We start from the raw sequence: 22862 nt of genomic DNA, 5'->3' as shown, positions 1-22862 counted from the left end.
GCGGCCCGCCGAGGACCACGACCCCGGTCGCACACGGCGGCGCCCCGGGGCCGATGTGCCGGTGCCCGCCCGGCGCCGACCATGGCCGGGTGACCGAGATCATCACGGGACTGCACGTGTCCCTCCTGGAAGTCCTTGCCCTGCTGGGCGCCTTCGCGCTGGTGGCGGCGCGCTGGCTGCCCCCCGTCGCCCGCCCGCGCGTCACGATCGCGGCGGGGGCGGTTCTCGTGCTCTGCGTGATCGTGCTGGCCGTGGTGGGGCTTCGCTGGCAGCTGCTGCCGGTCCTGGCGGGCGCCGCCTTCGCCTTGCCGTTCGCCGTCGCTCCCCTGCTGCCGCGCCGGACCGGCCGGCCGGCGCGGCGGGCCCGCTGGTGGCTGGCGTTGCCGGGGTCGCTCGCCTGTGCCGGCCTGATCGCCTCGGGCCCGGTGGCCGCCTGGGCCTTCCCCGTCCCCGTGTTCCCCGAGCCCTCCGGGGAGTTCGCGGTCGGCACCCGGGTGGTGCAGTGGACCGACCCGCACCGCCCCGAGACCTTCACCACCGATCCGGACGACCGGCGCACGGTCGTGGTCCAGCTCTGGTACCCCGCGCGCAAGCAGCCCGACGGCGCGCGGCGGGCCCAGTACCTCGGACGCACGGAGCACGAGGCGCGCACCGTCTCCGAGGCCCTCGCCGGCCAGGTCGGCCTGCCGGGCTTCCTGCTCGACGGTGTCGCGCGGGCCCGCAGCCGGTCGGTGTTCGACGCCGCGGTGGAGGGCACGGGGGGACGGTTCCCCGTCGTCCTGTTCTCCCCCGGATCGGGCGGAGTGCGCACCCAGAACACCGCCTGGGCGGAGGACCTGGCCAGCCACGGCTACGTGGTCGCCGCCCTCGACCACCCGTACGACTCCGCCGCCGTCGTGCTCGCCGACGGGCGGACGGTCACCGGCGAGACCGGCTCCACCGGCGACCGGGACGAGGACGACAGGCTGGCGGCCGGCTGGACGGCGGTCCGGGCCGCCGACCTCGGGTTCGTCCTCGGCCGGCTGGAGGGCCTGGACCGCGGCGAGGGCGCCGACCCGTTGGCCGGACGCCTGGACACCGGCCGGGCCGCGGTGGCCGGCCACTCCATGGGCGGCGCCGCCGCGCTGCAGGCGGCCCGGCAGGACCGCCGGTTCGACGCCGTGATCGATCTGGACGGCTACCCCCACGGCCCCGCCTCGCCCGCCCTCGGCCGGCCGACGCTCGCGCTCACCCAGGCCATCACCCCGGCGACCGACCCGCGCTACCTGCCCCGCCTCACCGAGGCGCTCGACGCCGCCACCGCGGCGAGCTACCGCCTCACCGTCCCCGGCGCCGCCCATCTCACCTTCATGGACGGCCCGCTGTACCTGCCGCCCGTGCCCTCGATCGTCGGCTCCCTGGGCCGCGCCCGGAGCCCGCGCGTCGTCGCCTCGGCCACCCTCGCCTTCCTGGACGCCACCCTGCGCGGCAGGCCCGGCGACCTGGCCGGCGACCTGCGGGCCTACGGCGAGCTCACCGTCCACCGCCCGGCGTGATCCGAAGGAGAGGGCCTAAGCTGCGGTCCGCAGATGATCACCACCGAGGGGGCGGGATGCTGACGTACCAGGACCTGAGCGAACCGGAGCGGCGGGTCTGGGACGCCTGCGCCACGGGGGCGACGGTGGACCTGCGCCGCGGGGAGCCCGGTGCGGACGATCCGGCCGGCGGGGCGGACTGGGGCGGCGACCGGTCGGTGCGGGCCGAGGTGATCACGACCGCGCTGCTGGGCGGCCCCGGGCGGGACGCCCCGGTGCGGGCGGTGCGACTCGCCGGGGCCCGCGTCACCGGCTGCCTGGACCTGCGCGGGCTGACGATCGGCGGCGAACTGCGCCTGGAGGGCTGCCACTTCGAGGAGCAGGTGGTCCTGCGGGACGCGACCCTGCGCTCCACCGGCCTGATCGGCTGCCGGATACCCGGGCTCGACGGGTGGCTGCTGACGGTGGAGGGCAACCTCTTCTTCGAGGACTCGGTCTTCGAGGGGCGGCTCACCCTCACCCGCGCCCACGTCACCGGTGAACTGCGGCTCAGCGGGGCCCGGCTCACCGCCACCGAACTGCTCGGCGGCGGTGAGCCGGACGCCCGGGGCGTCTGGGCGCTGTGGGCCGGCGGCCTGGTGATGGACGGCGGCTGCTTCGCCCGCAAGGGCTTCCAGGCGCGCGGCGGCCTGCGGCTGGTCGGCGCCCGGTTCGACGGCGGGCTGTTCATGGAGCGGGCCCGCATCGACAACCCCGGCGGCGACGCGCTCACCGGCGACGACCTCGCCGCCTCCACCCTCTCGCTCGCCGACGGGTTCACGGCCACCGGCTCCGTCCGCCTCCCCGGGGCGGCGATCCGCAGCAGGCTCTCGCTCGACGCCGCCGTCCTCGACGGCTGCGGCGCGGTGGCCCTGGACGCCCGGCGGCTGACCGCCGGCGACCTCCAGCTCACCCCGGCCGCCGCCCCGAACGGGACGGTCGACCTGCAGGACGCGCAGACCGCCGTCCTGCACGACAACGCCCACAGCTGGCCGGCCGACACCCGCCTCGACGGCTTCACCTACACCTCCGTGCAGACCTCCGCCGCCGCGCCCGATCCCGTCGCCCGGCGCCTGGCCTGGCTGGCCGCCCTGCCCGGCTACTCCCCGCAGCCCTACGAGCAACTCGCCGCCTGGTACCGGAAGATCGGCCACGACGACGACGCCCGGCGGGTGCTGCTGGCGAAGCAGCGCCGCCGCCGTCGCACCCTGAGCCCGTCCGGGCGGCTCTGGGGACGGCTCCTGGACGCCACCGTCGGCTACGGCTACCGCCCCTGGCAGGCCGTGCTGTGGCTGGGCGGCCTCGCCCTGCTCGGCGCCCTGGTCTTCAGCCACGGCGCGCCCCACGAGGTCAAGGCCGGCGAGAGCGTCCCGTTCAACCCGCTCGTCTACACCCTCGACCTGCTCGTCCCGATCGGCGGGCTCGGCCAGCGCACCGCCTGGTACTGGACCGGGCCGCAGCAGTGGTTCGGCTACTCCCTCATCGCCTTCGGCTGGCTGCTCACCACGGCGGTCCTGGCCGGCATCAGCCGCACCCTGAACCGCGCCTGACCCGCCGGCGGCCGCGGCCCGGTGGGTGATCCACCGGGCCGCGGCCGTCACCCGTGCGTCAGGCTCCGGCCGGACCGGCGAGCACCTCGTTGACCAGGGTGCGCGCCTCCTCCTGCACCCGGGCCAGGTGCTCGGCGCCGTGGAAGGACTCGGCGTAGATCTTGTAGACGTCCTCGGTGCCGGACGGGCGGGCTGCGAACCAGGCGTTCTCGGTGCACACCTTGATGCCGCCGATGGCCGCGCCGTTGCCCGGGGCCTCGGTGAGGACGGCGGTGACCGGCTCGCCCGCGAGGTCGCCGGCCGTGACCTGCTCGGCCGACAGGCGGGACAGCAGCGCCTTCTGCTCGCGGTCCGCCGGGGCGTCGACGCGGGCGTAGGCGGGCGCGCCGAAGCGCGCGGTGAGGTCGCCGTAGTACTCGCTGGGGGTGCGGCCGGTCACCGCGGTGATCTCGGCGGCCAGCAGGGCGAGCAGGATGCCGTCCTTGTCGGTGGTCCACACCCCGCCGTCGCGGCGCAGGAACGACGCGCCGGCCGACTCCTCGCCGCCGAAGGCGATCGAGCCCTCCAGCAGACCGTCGACGAACCACTTGAAGCCGACCGGCACCTCGACCAGTTCGCGCTTGAGGTCGGCGGCGACCCGGTCGAGCATCGAGGAGGAGACCAGCGTCTTGCCGACGGCCGCGTCGACGGGCCACTCGGCGCGGTGGCGGTAGAGGTAGTCGACGGCGACCGCGAGGTAGTGGTTGGGGTTCATCAGGCCGCCGTCCGGGGTGACGATGCCGTGCCGGTCGGCGTCGGCGTCGTTGCCGGTGGCGATGGCGTACTCGTCGCGGCGGGCGATCAGCGAGGCCATCGCGGCGGGCGAGGAGCAGTCCATCCGGATCTTGCCGTCCCAGTCCAGCGTCATGAAGCGCCAGGTCGGGTCGGTGACCGGATTGACCACGGTCAGGTCCAGGCGGTGGGTCTCGGCGATCCGGCCCCAGTAGGCGACGGACGCGCCGCCCAGCGGGTCGGCGCCGATCCGCAGGCCGGCCGCGCGGACCGCGTCCAGGTCGAGGACGGAGACCAGGTCCTCGGTGTAGGTGGTCAGGTAGTCGTGGCGGCCGGTGGTGGCCGCGGCCAGCGCGCGCGCGTACGGGACCCGCTTGACGCCGCGCAGGCCCTCGCGGATCAGGGCGTTGGCACGGTCCTGGATCCAGCCGGTGGCCTCCGAGCCGGCCGGGCCGCCGCTCGGCGGGTTGTACTTGAAGCCGCCGTCGCGGGGCGGGTTGTGCGAGGGCGTGACGACGATGCCGTCGGCGAGCGACTGCGGGCTGCGCCGGTTGTGCGTCAGGATCGCGTGCGAGACGGCGGGGGTCGGGGTGTAGCCGTCGGCGCTGTCCAGCAGGACGGTCACGCCGTTCGCCGCCAGCACCTCGACCGCGGTGGCCTTGGCGGGCTCGGAGAGCGCGTGGGTGTCGGCGCCGAGGAACAGCGGGCCGGTGATGCCCCGGGCCGCGCGGTACTCGCAGATCGCCTGGGTGGTGGCGGCGATGTGGTCCTCGTTGAAGGCGGCGTCCAGCGAGGAGCCGCGGTGGCCCGAGGTGCCGAACGCGACCCGCTGGCCCGGCTCCTCCGGGTCCGGGTGCAGCGTGTAGTACGCCGTCACCAGCCGCGCCACGTCCACCAGGTCGCCCGGCTGCGCCGGCTGCCCGGCCCGTGCGTGTGCCATCGTCTACTCCCACTGGATTTCTCGCCGTGCGCCGGTTCGCGGCCCGACGCTTCCTTGCCCCGTGCTCACCGATCGTAGCCACTGCACGACCGGGCGCCGAACCGGGGCGCCCGGCCGGGCCCGGGGGTGGACCGGCCGGTGGGCCGGTCGGGCGATCAGGCGGGGAGCTGCTGCCGGTGGGGTTCCAGGACGGGGGCGACGGTGGTGGCGAGGAACTCCGTCACCCGGTACTCGGTCAGGCCCTCGACGACGAACGGGTCGGTGCGCACCAGCGCCTCGACGGCCGTCCGGTCCTCCCCGACGGCGAGGATGACGCCGCCGTCCCGGGGCACCTTGCGGCCGGAGGCCAGGAAGGTGCCCGCCTCGTAGTGGCGGCCGAGCCACTCCACGTGGGCGGGCAGCAGGGCCTCGATGCGGTCGAGCGGGGCGGTGTAGGTCAGCTCCAGGACGAACATGCGTCCGAGCCTATCCGGCGGCCGGCGGGAGACCGGCGGGGGCCGGACGCCGACCGCCCCGGGCCGTGGTGCGGCCCGGGGCGGTCGTCCGAGGTGGGCGAGGATGGATTCGAACCACCACAGCCGAAGCGGGGGCTTTACAGGCCCTTGGGCTCTCCCAGGCCCAGCTCGCCCTCGGTGTCTTCCTTGTGTTCCTTGATCCCGACAGCTCCACCCTCTCCCGATCGGCGGGGCCGGACAACAGGGATTCCGGCCATTGGTATAGACCGCTCTCGGCCAAGGGCGGGGGCCGGGGCGATCGGGCCCGACCGGCCGTCACCGAAGTGGTCGGGTCCGGCCTATTGCGCGTGTACGTGCCGACTGCGATACAACACTGCTCATATGACGATTGATCGGAGATATCTGTAATGAGCAAGTCAGCCCTGCCCCGCCGCAGCGTGCTCGTCGGCGCGGCGGCCACCGTCATCGGGTGGAACACCGTCGGCCGCTCCTGGGCCGTCGGCGCGCCCGCCGAAGCCGCGGCGGACGCCCCGGCCGACGCCTCCCTCGCGGCGCTGCCCCCGCTGGACGGGACGATGGTGGCCGACGCCGCGACGCTGTCCCGGTTCGGCGGGGACTTCGGGCACCTGGTGACCGCCGCGCCGCGCGCCGTCCTGCGCCCGGGTTCGGTGCGCGACGTCGCCACCCTGATCCGCTTCGCCCACCGCCACCGCATCCCGGTCGCGATGAACGGCCAGAGCGGCACCGGCAGCACCGCCGAACTGGAGTCGCACTCCAGCTACGGCCAGGCCGCCGCGCGCGGCGGCGTCGCGATCGACGCGCGCGGACTGGACCGGATCGTCCGGATCACCCCCGGCCGCGCCGTGGTCGAGGCGGGCGTCACCTGGGCTCAGCTGACCGACGCCGCGCTCGCCCAGGGCTGGATGCCGCCCAGCCTGACCGACTACCTCCACCTGTCGGTCGGCGGCACGCTGAGCGTCGGCGGCATCGGCGGCGGCGTGCAGCGCCACGGCTTCCAGACGGACACGGTCGAGTCGGTGGACGTGGTGACCGGCACCGGCGAGCTGGTGACCGCCTCCGCGAGCGCCAACCGCGAGCTGTTCGAGGCCGTGCTGGGCGGCGGCGGGCAGGCCGGCATCATCGTCCGGGCCACCCTGCGCCTGGTGCGGGCCCGCGAGCGCGCCCTGGTGCTCAACCTGTACTACGACGACCTGGCCGCCTACCTCGCGGACCACGAGAAGGTGATGCTGGAGCGGCGCTTCGACCTCCACGTCGGCGACGTCTCGCGGAACGCCGCGGGCACCGGCTGGCGGTACAAGATCGAGGGCGTCGTCCACTACGACGGCGCCGCCGCGCCGGACCGGGCGAAGCTGGTGCGCGGCCTGCGCTGCGTGGCGGCCGACACGACGTTCACGGACCAGACCGCGCGCGAGTACGCGTTCCGGGTGGACGGCTTCGCCGGGTACCTGCAGGCGGCCGGCCTGTGGTCGCTGCCCAAGCCGTGGATGAGCCTGTTCCTGCCCGCCTCGACCACCGAAACGTTCATGCGCGAGGCCATGGAGCTGCTGACGCCGGAGGACCTGGGCGCCGGCCTGCTGCTCTTCTACCCCTACCGCACCAGCGTGTTCACCCGCCCGATGACGGTGATGCCGGAGGAGCCGGTCGGCTTCCACTTCGACCTGCTCTCCTTCCCGTTCCCGGGCGCCGACCACGCCGCCGCGCTGCGGCGCAACCGCCGGCTGTACGACCGGGCGGTGGCGCTGGGCGGCAAGCGGTACCTGATCGGCGCGATCCCGGACGTGACCCGCTCCGACTGGCGCCGCCACTACGGCACCCGGTGGGGGCGCGCGGTGGCGGCGAAGCACCGCTTCGACCCGGCCGGGATCCTGACCCCGGGGCAGGGCATCCACTCCTGACACCCTCCCGCCCGTCGCGCTCCCCGCCCGGGGGCGCGACGGGCGGGCCTCACACCCGCCGGTGCATGCCGACCGAGGCCGGGGCCGTCCCGACGAAGCCGTACCTGGCGTAGAGGCGGTGCGCCTCCCCGTCGGCGATCAGCGAGACGTAGGCGCCCTTGGGAGCGCGCTCCTCCAGCTCGGCGGTCAGCCGCGCCATGATCCGCCCGCCCAGCCCGCGGCCCTGGTGGGCCGGGAGCACGCACACGTCGGCGATCTGGAACACCACTCCCCCGTCGCCGACGATCCGGCCCATGCCCACGGGTTCGCCGTCGTGGTGCACGGTCACCCCGAACCAGCTGTTCGGCAGGCCCGCGGCCACCGCCTCGGCCGGGCGGTCGCTCATCCCGGAGGCGGTCCGCAGGTGCCGGAAGGTCGCGACGTCGGGCACGCCCGTCCGCATCTCGTAAGGGTCATTACTGCTCTGCATGCATTACAGCATACCGGTCGTCCGCCCCGGTGCCCGGGGCGGGCCGCTCCCGTCAACCCTCGCGTTACGGTGGGGCCATGAGCTACCGCCACCCCGCCCGCGAGCAGATCCGGATCGAGCACGTCCTGACCGCCCTCGGCAACCCCGTCCGCCTCTCCGCCGTCCGCGTCCTGGACGGCGGCGGAGCGCACAACTGCGGGAGCGTGCTCGCCGCGATCGGCATCACCGCCAAGTCGACGATGACCCACCACTGGCGGGTGCTGCGCGACAGCGGCGTCATCCACCAGCAGCCCTCCGGCCGGGAGAACCTGCTGCACCTGCGCCGCGAGGACCTCGACGCCCGCTACCCCGGCCTCCTCGACGCCGTCCTGTCGGGCGCACGCGACGACGAGCGGCACGTCGTCGCCGAGTGACGCCGGACGGGTCCGGGGCGGACGGTGATCGCGCCGTCCGCCCCGGACCCGTCGTTTCGCGCGGGTGTCAGTACCGGGTGGTGACGGTGACGCCGCTGAAGGCGGTCTTGCCGTAGAGGCTGATGTAGCGGTAGCCCTCGGTCGCGTTGGTGACGGTCAGGGTCTGGGTGGTGCCGCTGTCGGTGGAGGCGGCCGTGTAGGAGGTGCTGGAGGCCCAGCGGTCGGCGTTGTAGTAGAGGTGGGCCGTGCCGGTCCCGCCGCTGGTGGAGACGGTGAGCGTGGTGGTGCCCGCCGGGAGGTGGATGTAGAGCTGGTCGACGCTGCCCGCGTCGGCGGAGCGGCCGGTGCGGTAGCAGTTGTAGTCCATCGCCCGGGGATCGGGGTTGGCGCAGGCGACGGGCGCGGCGGGTGCGGTGACGGTGACGGAATTGCTCGCGGTGGCGGCCTTGCCGTTGCTGTCGGTGACGGTGAGCGTGACCGTGTAGGTGCCGGGCGTGCGGTACGACTTCGACGGGGAGGCCGTGGTGGAGGTGGTGCCGTCGCCGAAGTTCCAGGACCGGGTGGTGATGCCGCCCTTCCCGTTGGTGACGGTGGAGCGGTCGGTCAGCTGGACGTTCAGGTCGCGGACCGTGGCGTCGAAGGCGGCCTTCGGGGTGCCCGCCGTCAGGCAGAGGTCGGTGGCACAGGAGTCGAGCCAGCTGGTGAAGCCGGCGTCGTAGCGGGTGCCGATGCCGTTGTAGTAGGCGTAGCCCTGCGCGTAGTTGCCGGTGCGGAAGTAGTGGAGCATGGTCTGGACGACGCTCGGGTACCGCTCGATCATGAAGCGGGTGGCGAGGTAGCCCCAGTGGTAGGTGCGGACCACATCGCTGTTGAGGTAGGTGCTCTGGAACAGGGTGCTGAGCGCGTAGGTGTGCTTGGGCGCCTGGGCCACCGCGTTGGCGTCGGTGATGCCGCGGTAGGTGTAGGAGACGTACTCGGCGACGCCCTCCAGCCACCACAGGTTGGGCACGCTGGTCTGGTCGTAGAAGTCGCCCTTGAAGTCGTAGCGGGCGTCCAGGGCGTGGGCGTACTCGTGGTTGAGGTTCCAGATCCGGGCGGTGAAGCCGTTCTCCTTCGGGTGCCGGTACATGATCGAGACGGGCTGGTTGGCCGGGTCACTCGGGTCACCGGTGAGGGTGATGCCTCCGTTGCCGGTGTTCGCGCCGAAGATCGGGCCGGCGTACGTCCGGTAGTCGGCCTGGCTCGCGAAGACGACGACCTGCACGGACGACTGGTACTGGCCGGGGACGGGACCGTTGTCGCGGACCAGGTTGTGGAAGAACGCGTCCTCGCCCTTGAGGTCGGCGCAGACGGCCGCGAGTTCGGCGGCGGTGAGGTCCTGGGCCCGGAGGGTGACGGTCGCGTTGCAGGTGTGGGTGATCGGCAGCGCCGCCTCGGCCAGCCGTCGGGGCAGGTCGCAGACGCCGTAGGAGGCACACTGGCCCTCGTCGAAGTACCAGGCCGTATGGGCGGCGCCGACCCAGAGCGGGGCGGTGGGGCCGGTCATGGACGAGCCGTCGAGCAGTTCCTTGATCAGCGGGCGGACCTTGGCCTGGAGGGCCGGGTACTTCACGTAGCGGGCCAGTTCGATGCCCGCGTTGGACTCCAGGAAGGAGTTGTCCGTGCCGAGCAGGTCGCGGTGGTCGCGGGTGAACGCGGCGAGGGTGTCGACGATGCGCGGGTCCGCGGCGACGGCGGTGGTGTAGGCCTTGTTCTGGTGGCCGCGGTCGAGCGCACTGAGGACGCTGTTGACGAAGTTGAGCAGGTGCTTGGACGTGTTGTAGGAAGCGTTGTAGCCGTCGAGCACCTGCCGGTAGGTGTCCAGGTAGCGGTGCTGCAGGTCCGCGCTGTCGGTGAGGATGACGGCCTCGGCCGCGACCGGGCCGTTCGCGTCGGTGGCGTCCGCGAAGTGCGGGCCGGCCACGAAGGTGTCGAGGCCGCGTGCCACGGCGGCGGTGAGCGAGGAGTCGTAGGTGCCGACGCGGGCGGGGTCCTTCTCGTGCACGTAGTAGCCCGCGCGCAGGAAGAGGACGACCTGCCAGGTGCCGGCGGAGTTGTCGCCGGGGTAGGTGGCGGCGGCGCTCTGGAAGGCGTCGGCCATCGTCGCCATCTGGCTCTGGCGGAACACGCCCGAGGCGTAGGGGCCTCCGGCCAGCAGGAACAGCGAGCCGATGCACTCGGGCGTCGAGGCCGTGACGTAGGAGACCAGGGCCGCCCCGGTCCGGCCGGCGAAGTCGGCCGGGGTGCAGGACGCGGCGGCGGCCGGCCCCGCCACGAGCGAGCGCGCCGGGGCCAGGGGCGAGCCGGTCCCGGCCGGGGCCGTCCCGGACGGGACCGGCGCGGTGAGAAGGGGCAACTGATCGGCCGTGAGCCGGCGGGCCTGCGGCGCCCCGGGGCTCTCGGGGTCGGCGAACGGGCTTCCCGTCACCCCCGACGGGCCGTCGGCGGCCCGGTGCGGGCTCGCGATGGCCGGTGCGGGGGCGGCGGTCGCCGCCTGGCCCGGACCGGCGGCTATACCGAGGAGGGTGGCGCCTGCCGCGGCGACTGCGACCAGCAGTCCGGGCATGCGTGAGAGCGGACGCATCGTCATTCCTTCGTGGGGGAAGGGAAAAGGGGATGCCTCGGGCATGGGGGCGTGAGGGTGCCGAGGTGTGGGACGAACCGTCTCACAGGACGGATTGCACATCAATAGCCTGTGACATGTCACATGTGTATCGACGGAACCGGATCGTCCGGTGATCGCGCGATCCGGACAGGTCATCACGAGCGCCCCCGGCCGATCCCGCGCGCGGCGGCGGATGTGTTCTCCGCGTGAAGAAATGCTCCCGTGCGCTTGCGGTGCGCCGCACCGGGTCCCCGGATGCCGGTGATCTCCTGTTCCTCGGCACCGCACAGTCCACGGCCTGGCATGCCCAGGTCATCCTCTTTCCCCGTACGGAGGCCCCCATGAAGAAGTCGTTCACCGCCGCCGCGCTCGCGGCGCTCACCGCCACGGCCCTCGCGGCCACCGCGGCCGGCGCGGCCGTTCCCGGCACCGTCTCCGGCGACGGCGGCGACCGCATCGCCCTCCTCAAGGGCGACGGCACCGCCCTCGTGAAGGCGGGCGAGCTCTCCGCCGCGTGGACCGTCGAGGGCGAGGGCGTGAAGCAGATCGTGATCGCGGGCAACCGCATCGGCATCCTCAAGGACAACGGGTCGGCCCTCGTGAAGGAGGGAGACCTCTCCGCCGCGTGGACCCTTGAGGCAGCCAACGTCAAGCAGCTCGCCCTGTCCGGCGACCGCGTCGGCATCGTCAAGGACAACGGCACCGCCTACGTCAAGGAAGGCCCCCTCTACTCCGCGTGGACCCTGGAGGGCGACAGCGTCAAGGAGCTCCAGCTCTCCGGCAACCGCATCGGCATCCTCAAGGGCAACGGCAACGCCCTGGTCAAGGAGGGGCCCCTCGACGCCGCGTGGACCGGGCAGGCCGACCACACGCTCCACCTCTCCCTGTCCGGCAACCGCGTCGGCGTGCTCAGGGGCAACGGCACCGCCCTGGTCAAGGAGGGATCACTGGGTGCGCAGTGGACCCTGGAGGCCGACGGCGCCGCCCAGCTGGAGCTCTCCCGCGACCGCATCGGCGTGCTGACGGACGACGGCAACGCCCTGGTCAAGGAGGGCTCGCTGGGCGCCGAGTGGACCCTGGAAGCCGCCGACACCAGCCAGCTCGCCCTGTCCGGCAACCGCATCGGCATCGTCAAGGACAACGGCACCGCCTACGTCAAGGAAGGCCCCCTCTGGGCCGCGTGGACCCTGGAGGGCGAGAACGTCACGGAACTCGCCCTCTCCTGACCCGGTCCCCGGGCTCGGCCACCGGGCGGGCCCGGGGACGACGAGCGGCCCGGGGGCGGGCGGCGGAAGCGCCGTCCGCCCCCGGGCCGTTCACGCGAGGGTCGGTCAACCCGACACGGCCAGGGGGCAGTCGGGGGCGACGGCCGCAGGGGCGTCCGCGCGCGCCGGGCGCAGGACCAGGGCGAGCAGCAGGCCCAGCAGCATCGCGGCGGCGGCGAGCAGGACCACCAGGAACCCGCCGTCCGCCGTGGCGCGGGCCAGGCCCTCGCCGCCCGGGCCGTCGGTGCCCGCGTCGGCGACGGCGGTGAACAGCGCGAGGCCGATCGCGTTGCCGAGGTTCATCGTGGTCGAGGCCGCCCCGCCGGCGATGCCCTGTTCACGGGCGGCGGTGCCGGCGGCCGCCGCGATCCACATGGCCGTCCAGACCACGCCCTGACCCACGCCCGAGACCACCAGGCCCGGCACCAGCGCGAGATAGCCGGCGTCGGCGTCGAAGCCCGCGGCCAGCGCGGCGGTGCCGACCGCGCCGAGCGCGAACCCGCCCAGCAGGGTGGACCGCAGGCCGGCCCGGGTGGTCAGCCGCTCACCGAGCTGGGTGCCGGCGGCGATCGCCAGCGAGAGGACGAGGAAGGCGAGGCCGGTCTGCGGGGCGCTGTATCCGTGCACGCTCCGCAGGAGGACGGTGAGGAAGTACGGCAGGACGCCGAAGGTGGCCGTGTAGAGGAAGGTGATCGCCGCACCGGCGCTCAGGCTGCGGTTGCGGAACAGCCGGAACGGCATCAGCGGATCGGCGCTGCGCGTCTCGACGAGGGCGAAGGCGGCGAGCAGCACGAGCGCGGCCGCGAGGGCGCCGAGGATCCACGGGGCGGCCCAGCCGCGCTCGGGGGCCTGCACCAGCGCGAACACCAGCAGGGTCGCACCGGCGGTGACGGTCAGCGCACCCGGCAGGTCGAAGCGGCGGCGCTCGGTGCGGGCCGGGTCGCGCGGCACGACGAACACGGCGGCGACCGCGATCGCGGCGGCCAGCGGCACGTTGACGAAGAAGACGGCGGGCCAGCCGAAGCCCTCGGTCAGCACCCCGCCGAGCAGCGCGCCCAGCGTCAGCCCGCTGGCTCCGGCGCCGCCCCAGACGGCGAGGGCGCGGTTGCGTCGCGGCCCTTCCTCGAACAGGGTGTTGACGAGGGAGAGGATCGACGGGAGCAGCAGCGCGCCGCCGACGCCCTGGACGATCCGGGCGCCCACGATGACCTCGGGCGAGCGGGCGAGCCCGCCGGCGAGCGAGGAGAGACCGTAGAGGGCGAGGGCGGCGACGAAGACCCGCCGCCGCCCGAGCAGGTCGCAGGCCCGGCCGCCGAGCAGCAGGAATCCGCCGGCGAACACGACGTAGGCGCTGACCACGAGTTGCTGGGTCTGGCCGGGGAACCCGAGGTCAGTGCCGATCTCGGGTAAGGCGACGAAGACGATGTTGAGGTCCAGTGCGAAGACGGCCTGCCCCAGGGCCAGCAGGGCGAGCGTCCAGCCGGAACGGGCGGCGTTGAGCGGTGGTGTGACGGGCATGCGGAGGTGCTCCTCGGTGGCGTGAGGTCCTGATCGACTGTACGTATATTTACGTACAGTCGGACGATCAGGCAACACCGATCCGCCGCCCAACCCGGCCGACGGGAGGGCCACTTGGGCGGCGAGCGGGGCGGCTCACGGTAGATGCGGCCCCGGCGGCAGCGCCTCGATGCCAGGGCGGCGCCAAATACGGTTGCGGCGGCGCCAGTATGGCGCCATGATGGCTCCGGGCGGCTTCCCGAACCGGTCGCACTGGAGGTCGGCGCAGCGGAGCCGCGCCCACAAGACGGCGTGTCAAGGAGGTAGTTGCCGCCACACGGCCATGGCGTCATGCGTGACGCCAATGGCGCCATATCCACACCACAGCCGCACCACACATGCACCACACATGCACCCCACGATTCACGCCGCGTCCCGCTCCCCTCGGAGGACACCATGCAGCACGAACCGTCGACCACCGCCCCGGTGACGATCCCCACCCAGCGCGCCGCCGGCTGCCCCTTCGACCCGCCCGCCGGGCTGGCGGAGGTGCGCGAGCGCGACCCGCTGGCCCGGATGACCTACCCGGACGGCCATGTCGGCTGGCTGGCCACCGGCTACGCCGTCGTCCGGACGATCCTGGCGGACCCGCGCTTCAGCTCCCGGTACGAGCTGATGCACTACCCGTTCCCCGGCGGCCCCGAGGGCCCGATCCCGCCCGCCCCCGTCGGCGACATGACCGGGATGGACGCGCCCGAGCACACCCGCTTCCGGCGGCTCCTGGCGGGCAGGTTCACCGTCCGCCGGATGCGCCGGCTGACCGACCGGGTCCAGGAGATCACCGCCGATTGCCTGGACGCGCTGGAACGCGGAGGCCCGGGCACCGACCTGGTCGAGGCCTTCGCCCGGCCCATCCCGGCGTTGATGATCTGCGAACTGCTCGGCGTGCCCTACGCCGACCGCGAGCGCTTCCAGAGCCACGCCCACACGCTCATGTCCATGGACGCGGCACCGGAGGACCGGTACGCCGCGATGACCGGGCTCCAGGAGTACATGGCGGAGCTGGTCGCCGCCAAGCGCGCGGAGCCGTCCGACGAGGAGCCCTCCGGCGAGGGGCCCTCCACCGACCTGCTCGGCGAGCTCGCCCGCGACTCCGACCTCACCGACGAGGAACTCGTGGGCGTCGGCGGCTTCCTGCTCGCCGCCGGGCTCGACACCACGGCCAACATGATCGCCCACGGCACCTTCGCGCTGCTGAGCCACCCGGCCCAGGCCGAGGCCCTGCGCGGGGCCCAGGACCTGGCACCCGAGGCCGTGGAGGAGCTGATGCGCTACCTGACGATCGCCCACACCGGTATCAAGTCCGCGCTGGAGGACGTCGAGCTGGAGGGCCGGCTCATCAGGGCGGGCGAGAGCGTCACCCTCTCCTTCGAAGCGGCCAACCGCGATCCGGAGCGCTTCCCCGACCCCGACTCGCTCGACCTGGGCCGCAGGGCCACGGGACACCTGGGCTTCGGCCACGGCATCCACCAGTGTCTGGGCCAGCAGCTCGCGCGCGTCGAGCTGACGGTCGCCCTTCCCGCCCTGTTCGAACGCTTCCCGACGCTGCGGCTCGCCGTGCCGGCCGAGGAGGTGCCGCTGCGCACGAACATGAACATCTACGGCGTGCACCGCCTGCCGGTGACCTGGGACGAGGGCTGACCGCCATGGAACTCCACGCCGACCGCACCCGCTGCATCGGTGCCGGCATGTGCGCCCTGACCGCCCCGGCGGTGTTCGACCAGGACGAGGAGGAGGGCCTCGTCGTCCTGCTGGCGGCTCACCCACCGCAGGACTCCCACCCGGCCGTCCGCCTCGCCGTCGGCGGCTGCCCGGCCGCGGCCCTCGCCCTCACCGAGTAGCCGCGGCCGGGTCACCCCACGGCCGTGGTGCCGTCCTCGCGCCTACCAGGTGGTGCCGGCGGGCTGGCGGGTGGTGGCGTTGATGCGGTTGAAGAAGTTGGTCAGGCTGATCCAGAGGACGAGGGAGGCCAGCTGGGGCTCGGAGAAGTGCGAGGCCGCCGCGTTCCAGACGTCGTCCGGGACGACGGCCCGGTCGGCGAGCCGGGTCACGTACTCGGCCAGTTCCAGCGCGGCCCGCTCGGCTTCGGTGAAGAACGGCGCCTCCCGCCACGCCGCCACCGCGTGCAGCCGCTCGTCGCTCTCGCCGTTCCTCTTGGCACTCGTGATACCGGCGAGGACGCAGTAGCTGCACCCGTTGATCTGGCTCGCCCGCAGGTGCACCAGTTCGAGGACGCTCTCGGGCACGCCGCCCTTCTTCGCCGCCTTGACCAGGCCGAGGATCGCCGGCATGGCCTCGGGGATCACGACCGCCGGATTGGCCATACGCGCGTCGTTCATGGGTCCACCACTCTCCCGTTCGGGTTCCTGTTCGGTCACCGCACTGACGGAACCCGACGGGAGAGTGTGACAACCACGGAGCGGGGTGGGTCGTGGCCCGGGGACTCGCCTACGACGACCCCCGACACACCTCTTCGTCGTCGATGGGCACACCCGGATGACGCTCGCGTCGCCGGAGCGGGCTCTTCGCATCGTCGCGGGACGGCCGGGCCTCTCCGCCGGACTCGTCCGGCTCGCGCAGCCCGGCGTCGCCGCTTTCGACCGGCTCGAAGCCGCCTGAAAGCCGTCACGGGGAGCCCTCGTAGTCGTCCCATCCCGCCGATCGGGCGAGTTGCTCCCAGGTCGGCCGGCTCCCGCCGGTGGCCTGGCGGACGAGTTCGCCCTGCATGGTGAACGGCGGCGCCTTCCGGGGATTCTCCAACGCCTGGTTCACGATGCTGTCGTGCAGCACCGCCGCCGCTCGCAAGCGGGGGTGGGCCCGGTGGACACGGTCCGCGTAGCCGGGCGGGAGCCTGTTCGGTCCGCCGCCCAGATCGAAGCCCGCGCCGAGGGCGACGAGGGCGATCTCAGGGCGCTTGCGCTCGGCGATCTCGCGGTCCATGTGCAACGCGATCGCGTCCCACACCACCTCCCTGCGATCCGACGCCACCCCCTCCTCCCGCAGGAAGCGGACGGCCAGGTCAGCGCCGTCCAGCTCGAACCGCTGGTCCCCGTTGCCCTCCGCGCTCAGCCCGCTGTCGTGCAGCAGGCAGCCCAGGAACAGGAGTTCGTCGTCGTAGTCGTGGTCGGGCCGCAGACCGCGCTGCTCGCCGAGGAGACGTCCGTAGAGATACGTCCGCACGCTGTGGTGGAAGAGCGCGGCCGGCAACAGACTCCGCGCATGGGCCAGGGTGCGCCGCGCGAGTTGGGTGGCGGGGAGGCCCAGATCGTGGTTCACCAGGACGCAGTCCGTTCTCCCGCTGTGAGCAGCAGGTAGACGAGAGCGAGAACGGCCAGACCGGCGGCCGTCGCGTACATCGTGACCGCCCCCGAGCGGGCGGTCAGGCCGCCGGTCAGGGTACCGGCGCCGATACCCGCGTAGATGGCGGAGGAGTTCAGGGCGACCACCAGCGGCGCCTCCCCCGGGGTGGCCGCGATCAGGCGGTGCTGCTGCGGGGGCGTCTGGCACCAACTGCCCGCTCCCCAGGCCACCATGAGCACTCCGACCAGCACCGGCATCCGCACCCCGCCCGCCGCCAGAGCGCCGAGGCCGGCCAGCCCGGCGGCCATCAGCACGTACCCGACCCGCAGCACCCGGACGCCGCCCACCCGGTCGGTGGCGAGGCCGGCCCCCAGGTTCCCCAGCACCGCGCCGATGCCGTAGAGGCCCAGTGCCCACGCCGTGTCGCGGGCCGTCAGGCCGACCGCCGCGAGGGCCGGCACGCTGTACGCGTACACGGTGTACGCCGCCGCCATCCCCAGCACCGTCAGCGGCAGGATCGCCCGCACGGCCGGGTGCCGCAGCACGGCGAGCCGCTCGCGCAGCGGGACCCGAGGGTTTCCGGGCAGGTACGGCAGCAGCGCCGCCACCGCCCCCGCGACCAGCAGCGCCAGCCCCGCCACCGCGCCGAGCGCCCACCGCCACCCCGTCCACTCCCCGACCACCCCGCCCAGCGGCACACCCAGCGCCGTGGCGACGGTCAGCCCGCCCACCACCACCGCCAGCGCCCGGGCCCGCCGTTCCGGCCGGACCAGGGAGGCCGCCACCGCGCCCGCGTTGGGCGTGAACGCCGCCGCGGCGGCCGCGGCGGCCACCCGGGACGCGAGCAGCACGCCGAAGTCCGGTGCCAGCGCGGAGGCGAGGTTGGCCGCCCCCAGCCCGACGAGCGCGCCGACCAGGAGCCGGCGGCGCGGCAGCCGGGCGGTCAGGGTGGCGAGCACCGGTGACAGCAGCGCGTACGCGGCCGCGAAGACGGTGACGGCCTGGCCGGCGGTGGCCGTCGGAACGCCGAGGTCGGCCGCGAGTTCGGGCAGGAAGCCGGCCACCACGAAGGCGTCGGTGCCCACCGCGAAGGTGCCGAGCGCCAGCGCCGGGACAGCGCCTCGCGCACCCCTTCCCCTTAACGAGACATCAGACATCCCGATTCCCCTCCGTGAACAGGCCCGACCGAGGAGGGCCGGGCCGAAGCGATGTGCCGTCAGGAGCCGAGGCGCTCGTGGTAGCGGCGGATCCGGGCCGGGGCGCCGGGCGGGCCGGCGGCGAGCAGGTCGGCGATGGTCTGCGCGGCCAGCTCGCGCCGCCAGGCGAGTTCGGCGCGCCGCATCGCCCCCGCGACGCCGCACGGCTTGGCGAACTCCCCCTCGCGCGCCTCCACCCCCGCGCCGCGCTGCCGGATCTCGGTGCAGCGGAACGCCTCGGTCGCCCCCTCGGCCGCCGCGACCACGTCCATCAGCGTGATCCGCTCGGGCGCCCGCCCCAGCCGGTACCCGCCGCGCGCGCCCGCCACCGAGGTGAGCACCCCGGCCTTGACCAGCGGCTGCAGCCGCTTCTTGAGATACACCGGCGGGAGTTCGAAGATCTCCGCCAGCCGCCCGGCCGGAATCGGCGCCTGCTCGTCGAGCCACGCCAACGCCAGACAGCAGTGCAGACCCCACTCCACGCCTTCACCCATCAGCACAATCGGGATACTACACATCCCCATATCTCTCGTCACCCCGAACGGCGGCAGCCACACACCCGGCGGCGAAGTATCCGGCCGGCACTGTGGCTTCACGCCACCTCCGTGCCCCCGGTGGCGACAGTCCTGGAAGGACGGCCATCTGCACCCAGTGCCCGGTAGATGCCCGTTCACCGAGGGGTTGCGCCCCTTGCGAGAGGCGGTGTCGGGCCCTGCCAGTGTGGACTCGCGGATGTTCTCCCGCTCGGCACCCTGCGGGAAATGGCGGCTCAGCCGGCGCGCGCGGTCCACTCCGGCGGCGTCCACAACCGGGCATCGGCGCTGCCGACCTGGATCAGCGTTCCGGTATGCCGATCCTGACGCGCCGGGCGGAACCCGTCGATCGCGAACACCTGCTGTCCGCTGGTGATGTCGACGCCCTGCAGACCGGCCTCGTCGGCGATCAGCAGATGCTCTCCGTCGGTGAAGAAGCCGAAATCGCCGACCGGCCAGGGGAACGTCGCGACCACCTTGATCCATCGGACGCCCGGCGAGCGCAGTTCGATCGAGGTGGGGTCGAGGACGTGGACGGTACCGCTGCCGGCATCGTCCCGGTCGTACACCGCGATCCGCCCGTCGTCGATCCACACCGCCGGCCGGTTCCAGTCCGAGACCTCGGGATACACCGCATAACTGGGCCCGCCCTCGGACTCGTACGGGTTGTCGTGCAGCCAGGCGGTCAGGCTCCACACCGCCGGCATCCCGCACGGCTGCCACACCCAACCGCCGTCGTAGACACGCGTCCCGTCAGGACTCAGCGACAGCGCGCCGTGGAAGTAGTCGAGGTCGTACTCCGCGTCTTCCTCATCCCCGTCCGGGGTGTCCCGCGCCGTAAGCACCTCGCCGGACGCGAGATCGGTGACATCCAACCGGTTCCAGTCCGTGCGATGGACGACAACCGGCCGGCCAGCGTGTTCGGCGAACGCCAACGCGAACGGGACGGTTTCACAGCAGTAGTCCCCGCCGTCCAACGTCAACGCCGGCGAGCCGGTGGTGAGATCGACGACGGTGCCGTACCGACCGCGGTCCTGAACCACCGCCGCCCAACGGCCGCATCGGGACACATGAAGCCGCAGTCGAACGCCGCCACCGTATTCGGACGCCGGCCTCTCCTCCCGATACCGGGCCACGTCCCGCACCTCGCCGGTCGTCGGCGTCCACCGCGCCAGCCGTCCGTCCTCGGACAGCACCAGCCACGCCGGCCCCGCGTCACCGAGGGCCGCCGGCAACGCTGCCACATCCACGACCGGCCGCAGCGCGTCGGGAACTGCCACGTCCACCGTGATCGTCGCCATACTGACCCCCTCGGTGCGCCCGTGCGACCCCCCGCGGCAACGTGAACAGCAGGTGACACGGCACCGTATCGGCGAAGCCGGTGAGCGCCGCGATGCCGGTCACGGCGGTGAGGTCGGCACGGATCTGGTCCATGTCGGGCTCGGCCGCTTCGCAGCCGGCCCCACTGGTCAGGCGTCAGTGTATTCGGCGATGATGTCCCGCAGGCAGGCCAGTCCCGCGCGGGCCTGGCCGGGCGACGGCTCACTGGATCTGACCAGCTGAGCGAAGGCCGGACCGGCCGGGCACCCAACGGGCCGACCGCAGGGTCAGTTGTCGTCCGTCATCGCCAGCGCGTCCGTGATCAGGCGGGTGGCGAACTCCTGGTCGTCGCCGGCCATCCGGTTGATCTGCTCGGCGAGCAGGACGGCGGTCGCCTCCAGCGGGTTCATCTCGGCGCGGGTCCAGTCGCCGTACTGGGCCCGCCAGAGGTTGGGGCTCAGACCGGTGCCGGAGGCGATCAGCAGCGCGGCCATGGTGGGGATGACCTCGGGGCGGAAGGTGTTGGGCATCATGCGCATCGTGGCCACCAGGGTGGGCACCACGTGTTCGATGACCTCCTTGTCGTGCCGCGCGCAGACCGTCCGCAGCCAGTCCATGTACATGTAGATCAGCGTGCAGACGCCGTCGAGCAGCGCGTCGGCGTCCGCCGCGGTCATCGACCGGACGAAGTCGTCGGCCATCCGCTGCCGTTCGGGATCGCTCCCGGCCTTGCCGTCGTAGATGGCCTTGAGCCGCGAGTCCATCACCATGACGGCGGTGGCCACGTCACCGGCACGGGCGTAGGAAGGGTCACAGGGCGACGTCACAGGAGTCCTCCTCAACCGGCCGCACTGGGTAGCGGCGCGTGTTCGTAGGGTAGTCCTCCCCGGATGGGCGATAGGCCGGATTCTCCCGCCCGGCCGGATGGTCCGGCAGGTCGAGCGTGCTGACCCGCTTGCCCGACTCCAGCATCCGGTCGAGGATCCAGCGGCGGTTCAGCAATCCGTTGCGCACCCTCAGACCGGTGGCGGTGGCGGGGGCCAGGAAGGGGCCGGTGCGGTCGCCGCCCTTCTGGCAGCCGCGGGCGTAGGCACGCAGGAATTGCTCGTAGCGGGCGAAGGCGGTGCGGTGGTCGCCGCGGGAGCGGACCAGTTCGCCGGCCAGGACGTAGGCCGCGACGACCGCGGTACCGGTGCCCATGCCGCCGATGGCGGCCCCGCAGGCGGCGTCGCCGAGCAGCGCGATCCGGCCGGTGGACCAGGTGGGGACATCGGCCCGGCTGATCGAGTCGAAGTACAGCTCGGGGGCCTGCTCCAGGCTCGCCAACAGCCTTGGCACCTCCCAGCCGAGGCCCTCGAAGGCGTTCCGGATCAGCGCCTTCTGCCCGGCCGGGTCGTGGCGGTCGTAGCGGAGTTCGGGCGAGGCGAAGAGGAAGAAGGCACCCGCTCGCGCCGGGTCGCGGTGGCCGGCGCCGGCGGCGGCGAGCCGGCCGGGGACGTTGAGCCCGACCGAGCCGGGCGGCAGGCCGAGGTCGTTGGGCAGCTGCCAGATGGCGGCGTAGTAGCCGAGGTGGCGCACGTAGCGCTCCTCCGGGCCGAAGGCGAGCCGGCGGACGGCGGAGTGCAGCCCGTCGGCGCCGATCACCAGGTCGAACTCGCGGGGCGCGCCGTGGCGGAAGGTCACCCGGACGCCGGCGGGCGTCTCCTCCAGGGCGGTGACCGTGTCGCCGAAGAGGTACTCCGCGCGCGGGAGGCTGTACCGGTACAGCACCTGGGCGAGTTCGCCGCGCGGGACCTCGATGTCCCCGCCCGCGAAGTCGGCCGGCAGGTGGAGGAGCCGGCGGCCGCGCGGGTCGACGAAGGTCATCGGGCTGCCGCCGGTGTCGAGCGCGCGCAACTCGTCGAGCACACCCATCCGTTCCAGCACGGTCAGGTGGGTGTCGCCGCGGAAGTCGACCGCCTGGCCGCCGCCGCGAAGGGCGGGCGCCAGCTCGACGACGGTGACCTCGAAGCCGTACCGCCCCAGCCAGTGGGCCAGCGCGGGGCCGGCGATGCTCGCGCCCGAGATCAGGACCCTGGTGCTCATGGGAACCACTCCGTCCACGGGGCCGCCGGATAACTGCGTCCGACGGACACTGTTTATTGCTGTGTACGGTAGACACAGTTGGGCCGCCCCGCAAGGGCCGGGCGGGAGCGGGCGGGAAGACGGGACGGAGCGGACAGTGGGCGAGGAAGTGAACGCGGCGGTGCGACTGCTCTGGGGGCCGCCGGCGAAGCCGTCCCGGGGGCCGAAGCCCGCGCTGAGCCTGGCGAGGATCGCTGCGGCGGGCATCGAGGTCGCGGACGCCGAGGGCCTCGGCGCCGTCTCGATGCAGAAGGTGGCGGGACTGCTCGACTTCACCAAGATGTCGCTCTACCGCTACGTGCCCGGCAAGGCCGAACTGGTCGCGCTCATGGTGGAGTCGGCCGTCGGCGAACCGCCGGCGGCCGCGGACGGGCTCGGCTGGCGAGAACAACTGACTTACTGGGCAGAGCAGTTGGCAGCGTCCTTCGACGAGCACCCGTGGCTGCTCGACGCCACCGTCGGCCCCCGGGTGATGGGCCCCCGGGAACTCGGCTGGCTGGAACGGGTGATGGTGGCCCTGGACGGCTCGGGACTGAGCGGCGCCGAGCGGATGGACGCCGCCGTGCTGCTGACCGGCCACATCCGGAGCATCGCCCAGCAGGCCCGCGCGACGCGCCCGGACGGCCGGCCCGAGGCGGAACTCCTCTCCCTCCTCGGCCCGCTCGTCCACCGCCACGCCGACCGCTTCCCCGCGCTCGCCGCCGCCCTGGCCTCACCGGACGGCCGGGACCAGGCACTGGACTTCGGCCTGGAGCGGATCCTCGACGGCCTGGAAGTGCTGATCGCGCGCCGGGCGGGGTGAGCCGGAAGACGCCCCCGGCTGACGGCCCGCCGCCCCTTCCGGCGACTTGTCCGT

At 73.5% G+C, this 22862-nt stretch carries 22 protein-coding genes and 1 tRNA gene; 10 read left to right on the top strand and 13 right to left on the bottom strand.

All coding sequences use genetic code 11. The annotated features are described in order from the left end of the window. Positions 1-89 precede the first annotated feature (89 nt). Positions 90-1535, top strand: coding sequence for an alpha/beta hydrolase family protein (locus ABT093_RS12010; protein WP_502884199.1), 1446 nt, complete (start codon positions 90-92; stop codon positions 1533-1535). A 56-nt stretch (positions 1536-1591) separates the two neighbouring features. Beyond that, positions 1592-3103 carry an oxidoreductase gene (locus ABT093_RS12005; RefSeq protein ID WP_350563123.1) on the top strand — a complete coding sequence of 504 codons (1512 nt, stop codon included), beginning with the start codon at positions 1592-1594 and terminating at the stop codon, positions 3101-3103. 58 nt (positions 3104-3161) lie between these two features. Here the strand turns inward: ABT093_RS12005 and pgm are convergent, their stop codons facing one another. From pgm to ABT093_RS11990, 3 genes are all read right to left on the bottom strand, one after another. Beyond that, the gene (gene pgm, locus ABT093_RS12000; RefSeq protein WP_350563121.1) at positions 3162-4814 is read right to left on the bottom strand and encodes a phosphoglucomutase (alpha-D-glucose-1,6-bisphosphate-dependent); all 1653 of its coding nucleotides are present in this window, start codon (positions 4812-4814) and stop codon (positions 3162-3164) included. Positions 4815-4969: 155 nt separating this feature from the next. Continuing rightward, positions 4970-5269 carry a YciI family protein gene (locus tag ABT093_RS11995; protein WP_350563119.1) on the bottom strand — a complete coding sequence of 100 codons (300 nt, stop codon included), beginning with the start codon at positions 5267-5269 and terminating at the stop codon, positions 4970-4972. Positions 5270-5363: 94 nt separating this feature from the next. Beyond that, positions 5364-5443, bottom strand: a tRNA-Tyr gene (locus ABT093_RS11990). Positions 5444-5676: 233 nt separating this feature from the next. Between ABT093_RS11990 and ABT093_RS11985 the strand changes: the two genes are divergently transcribed. Beyond that, positions 5677-7185, top strand: a complete 1509-nt coding sequence (locus ABT093_RS11985; RefSeq protein ID WP_350563117.1) for an FAD-binding protein — start codon at positions 5677-5679, stop codon at positions 7183-7185. Between the two features lie 49 nt (positions 7186-7234). Here ABT093_RS11985 and ABT093_RS11980 read toward each other — a convergent pair whose 3' ends face one another. Further along, positions 7235-7654 (bottom strand): GNAT family N-acetyltransferase, encoded by a 420-nt coding sequence (locus ABT093_RS11980; protein WP_350563115.1) that lies wholly within the window; start codon positions 7652-7654, stop codon positions 7235-7237. A 77-nt stretch (positions 7655-7731) separates the two neighbouring features. On the opposite strand from ABT093_RS11980, the gene ABT093_RS11975 reads away from it, so the two are divergent. Then, positions 7732-8067, top strand: coding sequence for an ArsR/SmtB family transcription factor (locus ABT093_RS11975; protein WP_350563113.1), 336 nt, complete (start codon positions 7732-7734; stop codon positions 8065-8067). 67 nt (positions 8068-8134) lie between these two features. On the opposite strand, the gene ABT093_RS11970 is transcribed toward ABT093_RS11975, so the two are convergent. Further along, on the bottom strand, positions 8135-10690 hold the full coding sequence (locus ABT093_RS11970; protein ID WP_350563111.1) for a collagenase: 2556 nt from the start codon (positions 10688-10690) through the stop codon (positions 8135-8137). A 362-nt stretch (positions 10691-11052) separates the two neighbouring features. Between ABT093_RS11970 and ABT093_RS11965 the strand changes: the two genes are divergently transcribed. Continuing rightward, positions 11053-11937 (top strand): peptidase S1, encoded by an 885-nt coding sequence (locus ABT093_RS11965; protein WP_350563109.1) that lies wholly within the window; start codon positions 11053-11055, stop codon positions 11935-11937. Between the two features lie 105 nt (positions 11938-12042). On the opposite strand, the gene ABT093_RS11960 is transcribed toward ABT093_RS11965, so the two are convergent. Continuing rightward, positions 12043-13494: an MFS transporter gene (locus tag ABT093_RS11960; protein WP_350563107.1), complete on the bottom strand. Its 1452-nt coding sequence runs from the start codon at positions 13492-13494 to the stop codon at positions 12043-12045. 435 nt (positions 13495-13929) lie between these two features. Between ABT093_RS11960 and ABT093_RS11955 the strand changes: the two genes are divergently transcribed. Together ABT093_RS11955 and ABT093_RS11950 are read left to right on the top strand one after the other, a co-directional pair. After that, entirely contained in the window at positions 13930-15174 is a 1245-nt protein-coding gene (locus ABT093_RS11955; protein WP_350563105.1) for a cytochrome P450, read from the top strand. A gap of 5 nt (positions 15175-15179) precedes the next feature. After that, entirely contained in the window at positions 15180-15374 is a 195-nt protein-coding gene (locus ABT093_RS11950; protein WP_350563103.1) for a ferredoxin, read from the top strand. A gap of 42 nt (positions 15375-15416) precedes the next feature. On the opposite strand, the gene ABT093_RS11945 is transcribed toward ABT093_RS11950, so the two are convergent. Further along, positions 15417-15872 carry a carboxymuconolactone decarboxylase family protein gene (locus ABT093_RS11945; protein ID WP_350563101.1) on the bottom strand — a complete coding sequence of 152 codons (456 nt, stop codon included), beginning with the start codon at positions 15870-15872 and terminating at the stop codon, positions 15417-15419. Positions 15873-16029: 157 nt separating this feature from the next. Here ABT093_RS11945 and ABT093_RS11940 point away from each other — a divergent pair, with 157 nt between their 5' ends. Continuing rightward, entirely contained in the window at positions 16030-16152 is a 123-nt protein-coding gene (locus ABT093_RS11940) for a hypothetical protein (RefSeq protein ID WP_350563099.1), read from the top strand. 6 nt (positions 16153-16158) lie between these two features. Here ABT093_RS11940 and ABT093_RS11935 read toward each other — a convergent pair whose 3' ends face one another. The 4 genes from ABT093_RS11935 to ABT093_RS11920 all read right to left on the bottom strand — a co-directional run bounded on the left by ABT093_RS11935 (position 16159) and on the right by ABT093_RS11920 (position 19863). Then, positions 16159-16809: an HD domain-containing protein gene (locus ABT093_RS11935; protein WP_350563097.1), complete on the bottom strand. Its 651-nt coding sequence runs from the start codon at positions 16807-16809 to the stop codon at positions 16159-16161. After that, positions 16806-17990 (bottom strand): MFS transporter, encoded by a 1185-nt coding sequence (locus ABT093_RS11930; RefSeq protein ID WP_350563095.1) that lies wholly within the window; start codon positions 17988-17990, stop codon positions 16806-16808. Before ABT093_RS11930 ends, ABT093_RS11935 begins: the two co-directional genes overlap by 4 nt. A 59-nt stretch (positions 17991-18049) precedes the next feature. Continuing rightward, complete coding sequence (locus tag ABT093_RS11925; protein ID WP_350563153.1) at positions 18050-18523, bottom strand: RrF2 family transcriptional regulator; 474 nt, start codon at positions 18521-18523, stop codon at positions 18050-18052. Between the two features lie 275 nt (positions 18524-18798). Continuing rightward, complete coding sequence (locus ABT093_RS11920) at positions 18799-19863, bottom strand: hypothetical protein (protein WP_350563093.1); 1065 nt, start codon at positions 19861-19863, stop codon at positions 18799-18801. Between ABT093_RS11920 and ABT093_RS11915 the strand changes: the two genes are divergently transcribed. Next, positions 19850-20125, top strand: a complete 276-nt coding sequence (locus ABT093_RS11915) for a hypothetical protein (RefSeq protein ID WP_350563091.1) — start codon at positions 19850-19852, stop codon at positions 20123-20125. The two genes, ABT093_RS11920 and ABT093_RS11915, sit on opposite strands and share 14 nt — an antisense overlap. A gap of 44 nt (positions 20126-20169) precedes the next feature. Here ABT093_RS11915 and ABT093_RS11910 read toward each other — a convergent pair whose 3' ends face one another. Next, positions 20170-20709 carry a hypothetical protein gene (locus ABT093_RS11910; protein WP_350563089.1) on the bottom strand — a complete coding sequence of 180 codons (540 nt, stop codon included), beginning with the start codon at positions 20707-20709 and terminating at the stop codon, positions 20170-20172. Beyond that, positions 20693-21967, bottom strand: coding sequence for an FAD-dependent monooxygenase (locus ABT093_RS11905; RefSeq protein WP_350563087.1), 1275 nt, complete (start codon positions 21965-21967; stop codon positions 20693-20695). The genes ABT093_RS11910 and ABT093_RS11905 overlap by 17 nt, the downstream gene beginning before the upstream one ends. A gap of 136 nt (positions 21968-22103) precedes the next feature. On the opposite strand from ABT093_RS11905, the gene ABT093_RS11900 reads away from it, so the two are divergent. Then, complete coding sequence (locus tag ABT093_RS11900) at positions 22104-22808, top strand: TetR/AcrR family transcriptional regulator (RefSeq protein WP_350563085.1); 705 nt, start codon at positions 22104-22106, stop codon at positions 22806-22808. Positions 22809-22862 lie beyond the last annotated feature (54 nt).

Origin of the sequence: Kitasatospora sp. NPDC002551 (assembly GCF_040296005.1) — a bacterium.
Classification (GTDB): Bacteria; Actinomycetota; Actinomycetes; order Streptomycetales; family Streptomycetaceae; genus Kitasatospora.
The sequence above is the reverse complement of the archived record's forward strand: the minus strand, read 5'-3'. Positions and strand labels throughout refer to the sequence as shown.

Coding starts and splice junctions, on each gene's coding strand:
- ABT093_RS12005 (WP_350563123.1), top strand. CDS start 1,592: ATGCTGACGTACCAGGACCTGAGCGAACCGGAGCGGCGGGTCTGGGAC.
- pgm (WP_350563121.1), bottom strand. CDS start 4,814: ATGGCACACGCACGGGCCGGGCAGCCGGCGCAGCCGGGCGACCTGGTG.
- ABT093_RS11995 (WP_350563119.1), bottom strand. CDS start 5,269: ATGTTCGTCCTGGAGCTGACCTACACCGCCCCGCTCGACCGCATCGAG.
- ABT093_RS11985 (WP_350563117.1), top strand. CDS start 5,677: ATGAGCAAGTCAGCCCTGCCCCGCCGCAGCGTGCTCGTCGGCGCGGCG.
- ABT093_RS11980 (WP_350563115.1), bottom strand. CDS start 7,654: ATGCAGAGCAGTAATGACCCTTACGAGATGCGGACGGGCGTGCCCGAC.
- ABT093_RS11975 (WP_350563113.1), top strand. CDS start 7,732: ATGAGCTACCGCCACCCCGCCCGCGAGCAGATCCGGATCGAGCACGTC.
- ABT093_RS11970 (WP_350563111.1), bottom strand. CDS start 10,690: ATGCGTCCGCTCTCACGCATGCCCGGACTGCTGGTCGCAGTCGCCGCG.
- ABT093_RS11965 (WP_350563109.1), top strand. CDS start 11,053: ATGAAGAAGTCGTTCACCGCCGCCGCGCTCGCGGCGCTCACCGCCACG.
- ABT093_RS11960 (WP_350563107.1), bottom strand. CDS start 13,494: ATGCCCGTCACACCACCGCTCAACGCCGCCCGTTCCGGCTGGACGCTC.
- ABT093_RS11955 (WP_350563105.1), top strand. CDS start 13,930: ATGCAGCACGAACCGTCGACCACCGCCCCGGTGACGATCCCCACCCAG.
- ABT093_RS11950 (WP_350563103.1), top strand. CDS start 15,180: ATGGAACTCCACGCCGACCGCACCCGCTGCATCGGTGCCGGCATGTGC.
- ABT093_RS11945 (WP_350563101.1), bottom strand. CDS start 15,872: ATGAACGACGCGCGTATGGCCAATCCGGCGGTCGTGATCCCCGAGGCC.
- ABT093_RS11940 (WP_350563099.1), top strand. CDS start 16,030: ATGACGCTCGCGTCGCCGGAGCGGGCTCTTCGCATCGTCGCGGGACGG.
- ABT093_RS11930 (WP_350563095.1), bottom strand. CDS start 17,990: ATGTCTGATGTCTCGTTAAGGGGAAGGGGTGCGCGAGGCGCTGTCCCG.
- ABT093_RS11925 (WP_350563153.1), bottom strand. CDS start 18,523: ATGGGTGAAGGCGTGGAGTGGGGTCTGCACTGCTGTCTGGCGTTGGCG.
- ABT093_RS11920 (WP_350563093.1), bottom strand. CDS start 19,863: ATGGCGACGATCACGGTGGACGTGGCAGTTCCCGACGCGCTGCGGCCG.
- ABT093_RS11905 (WP_350563087.1), bottom strand. CDS start 21,967: ATGAGCACCAGGGTCCTGATCTCGGGCGCGAGCATCGCCGGCCCCGCG.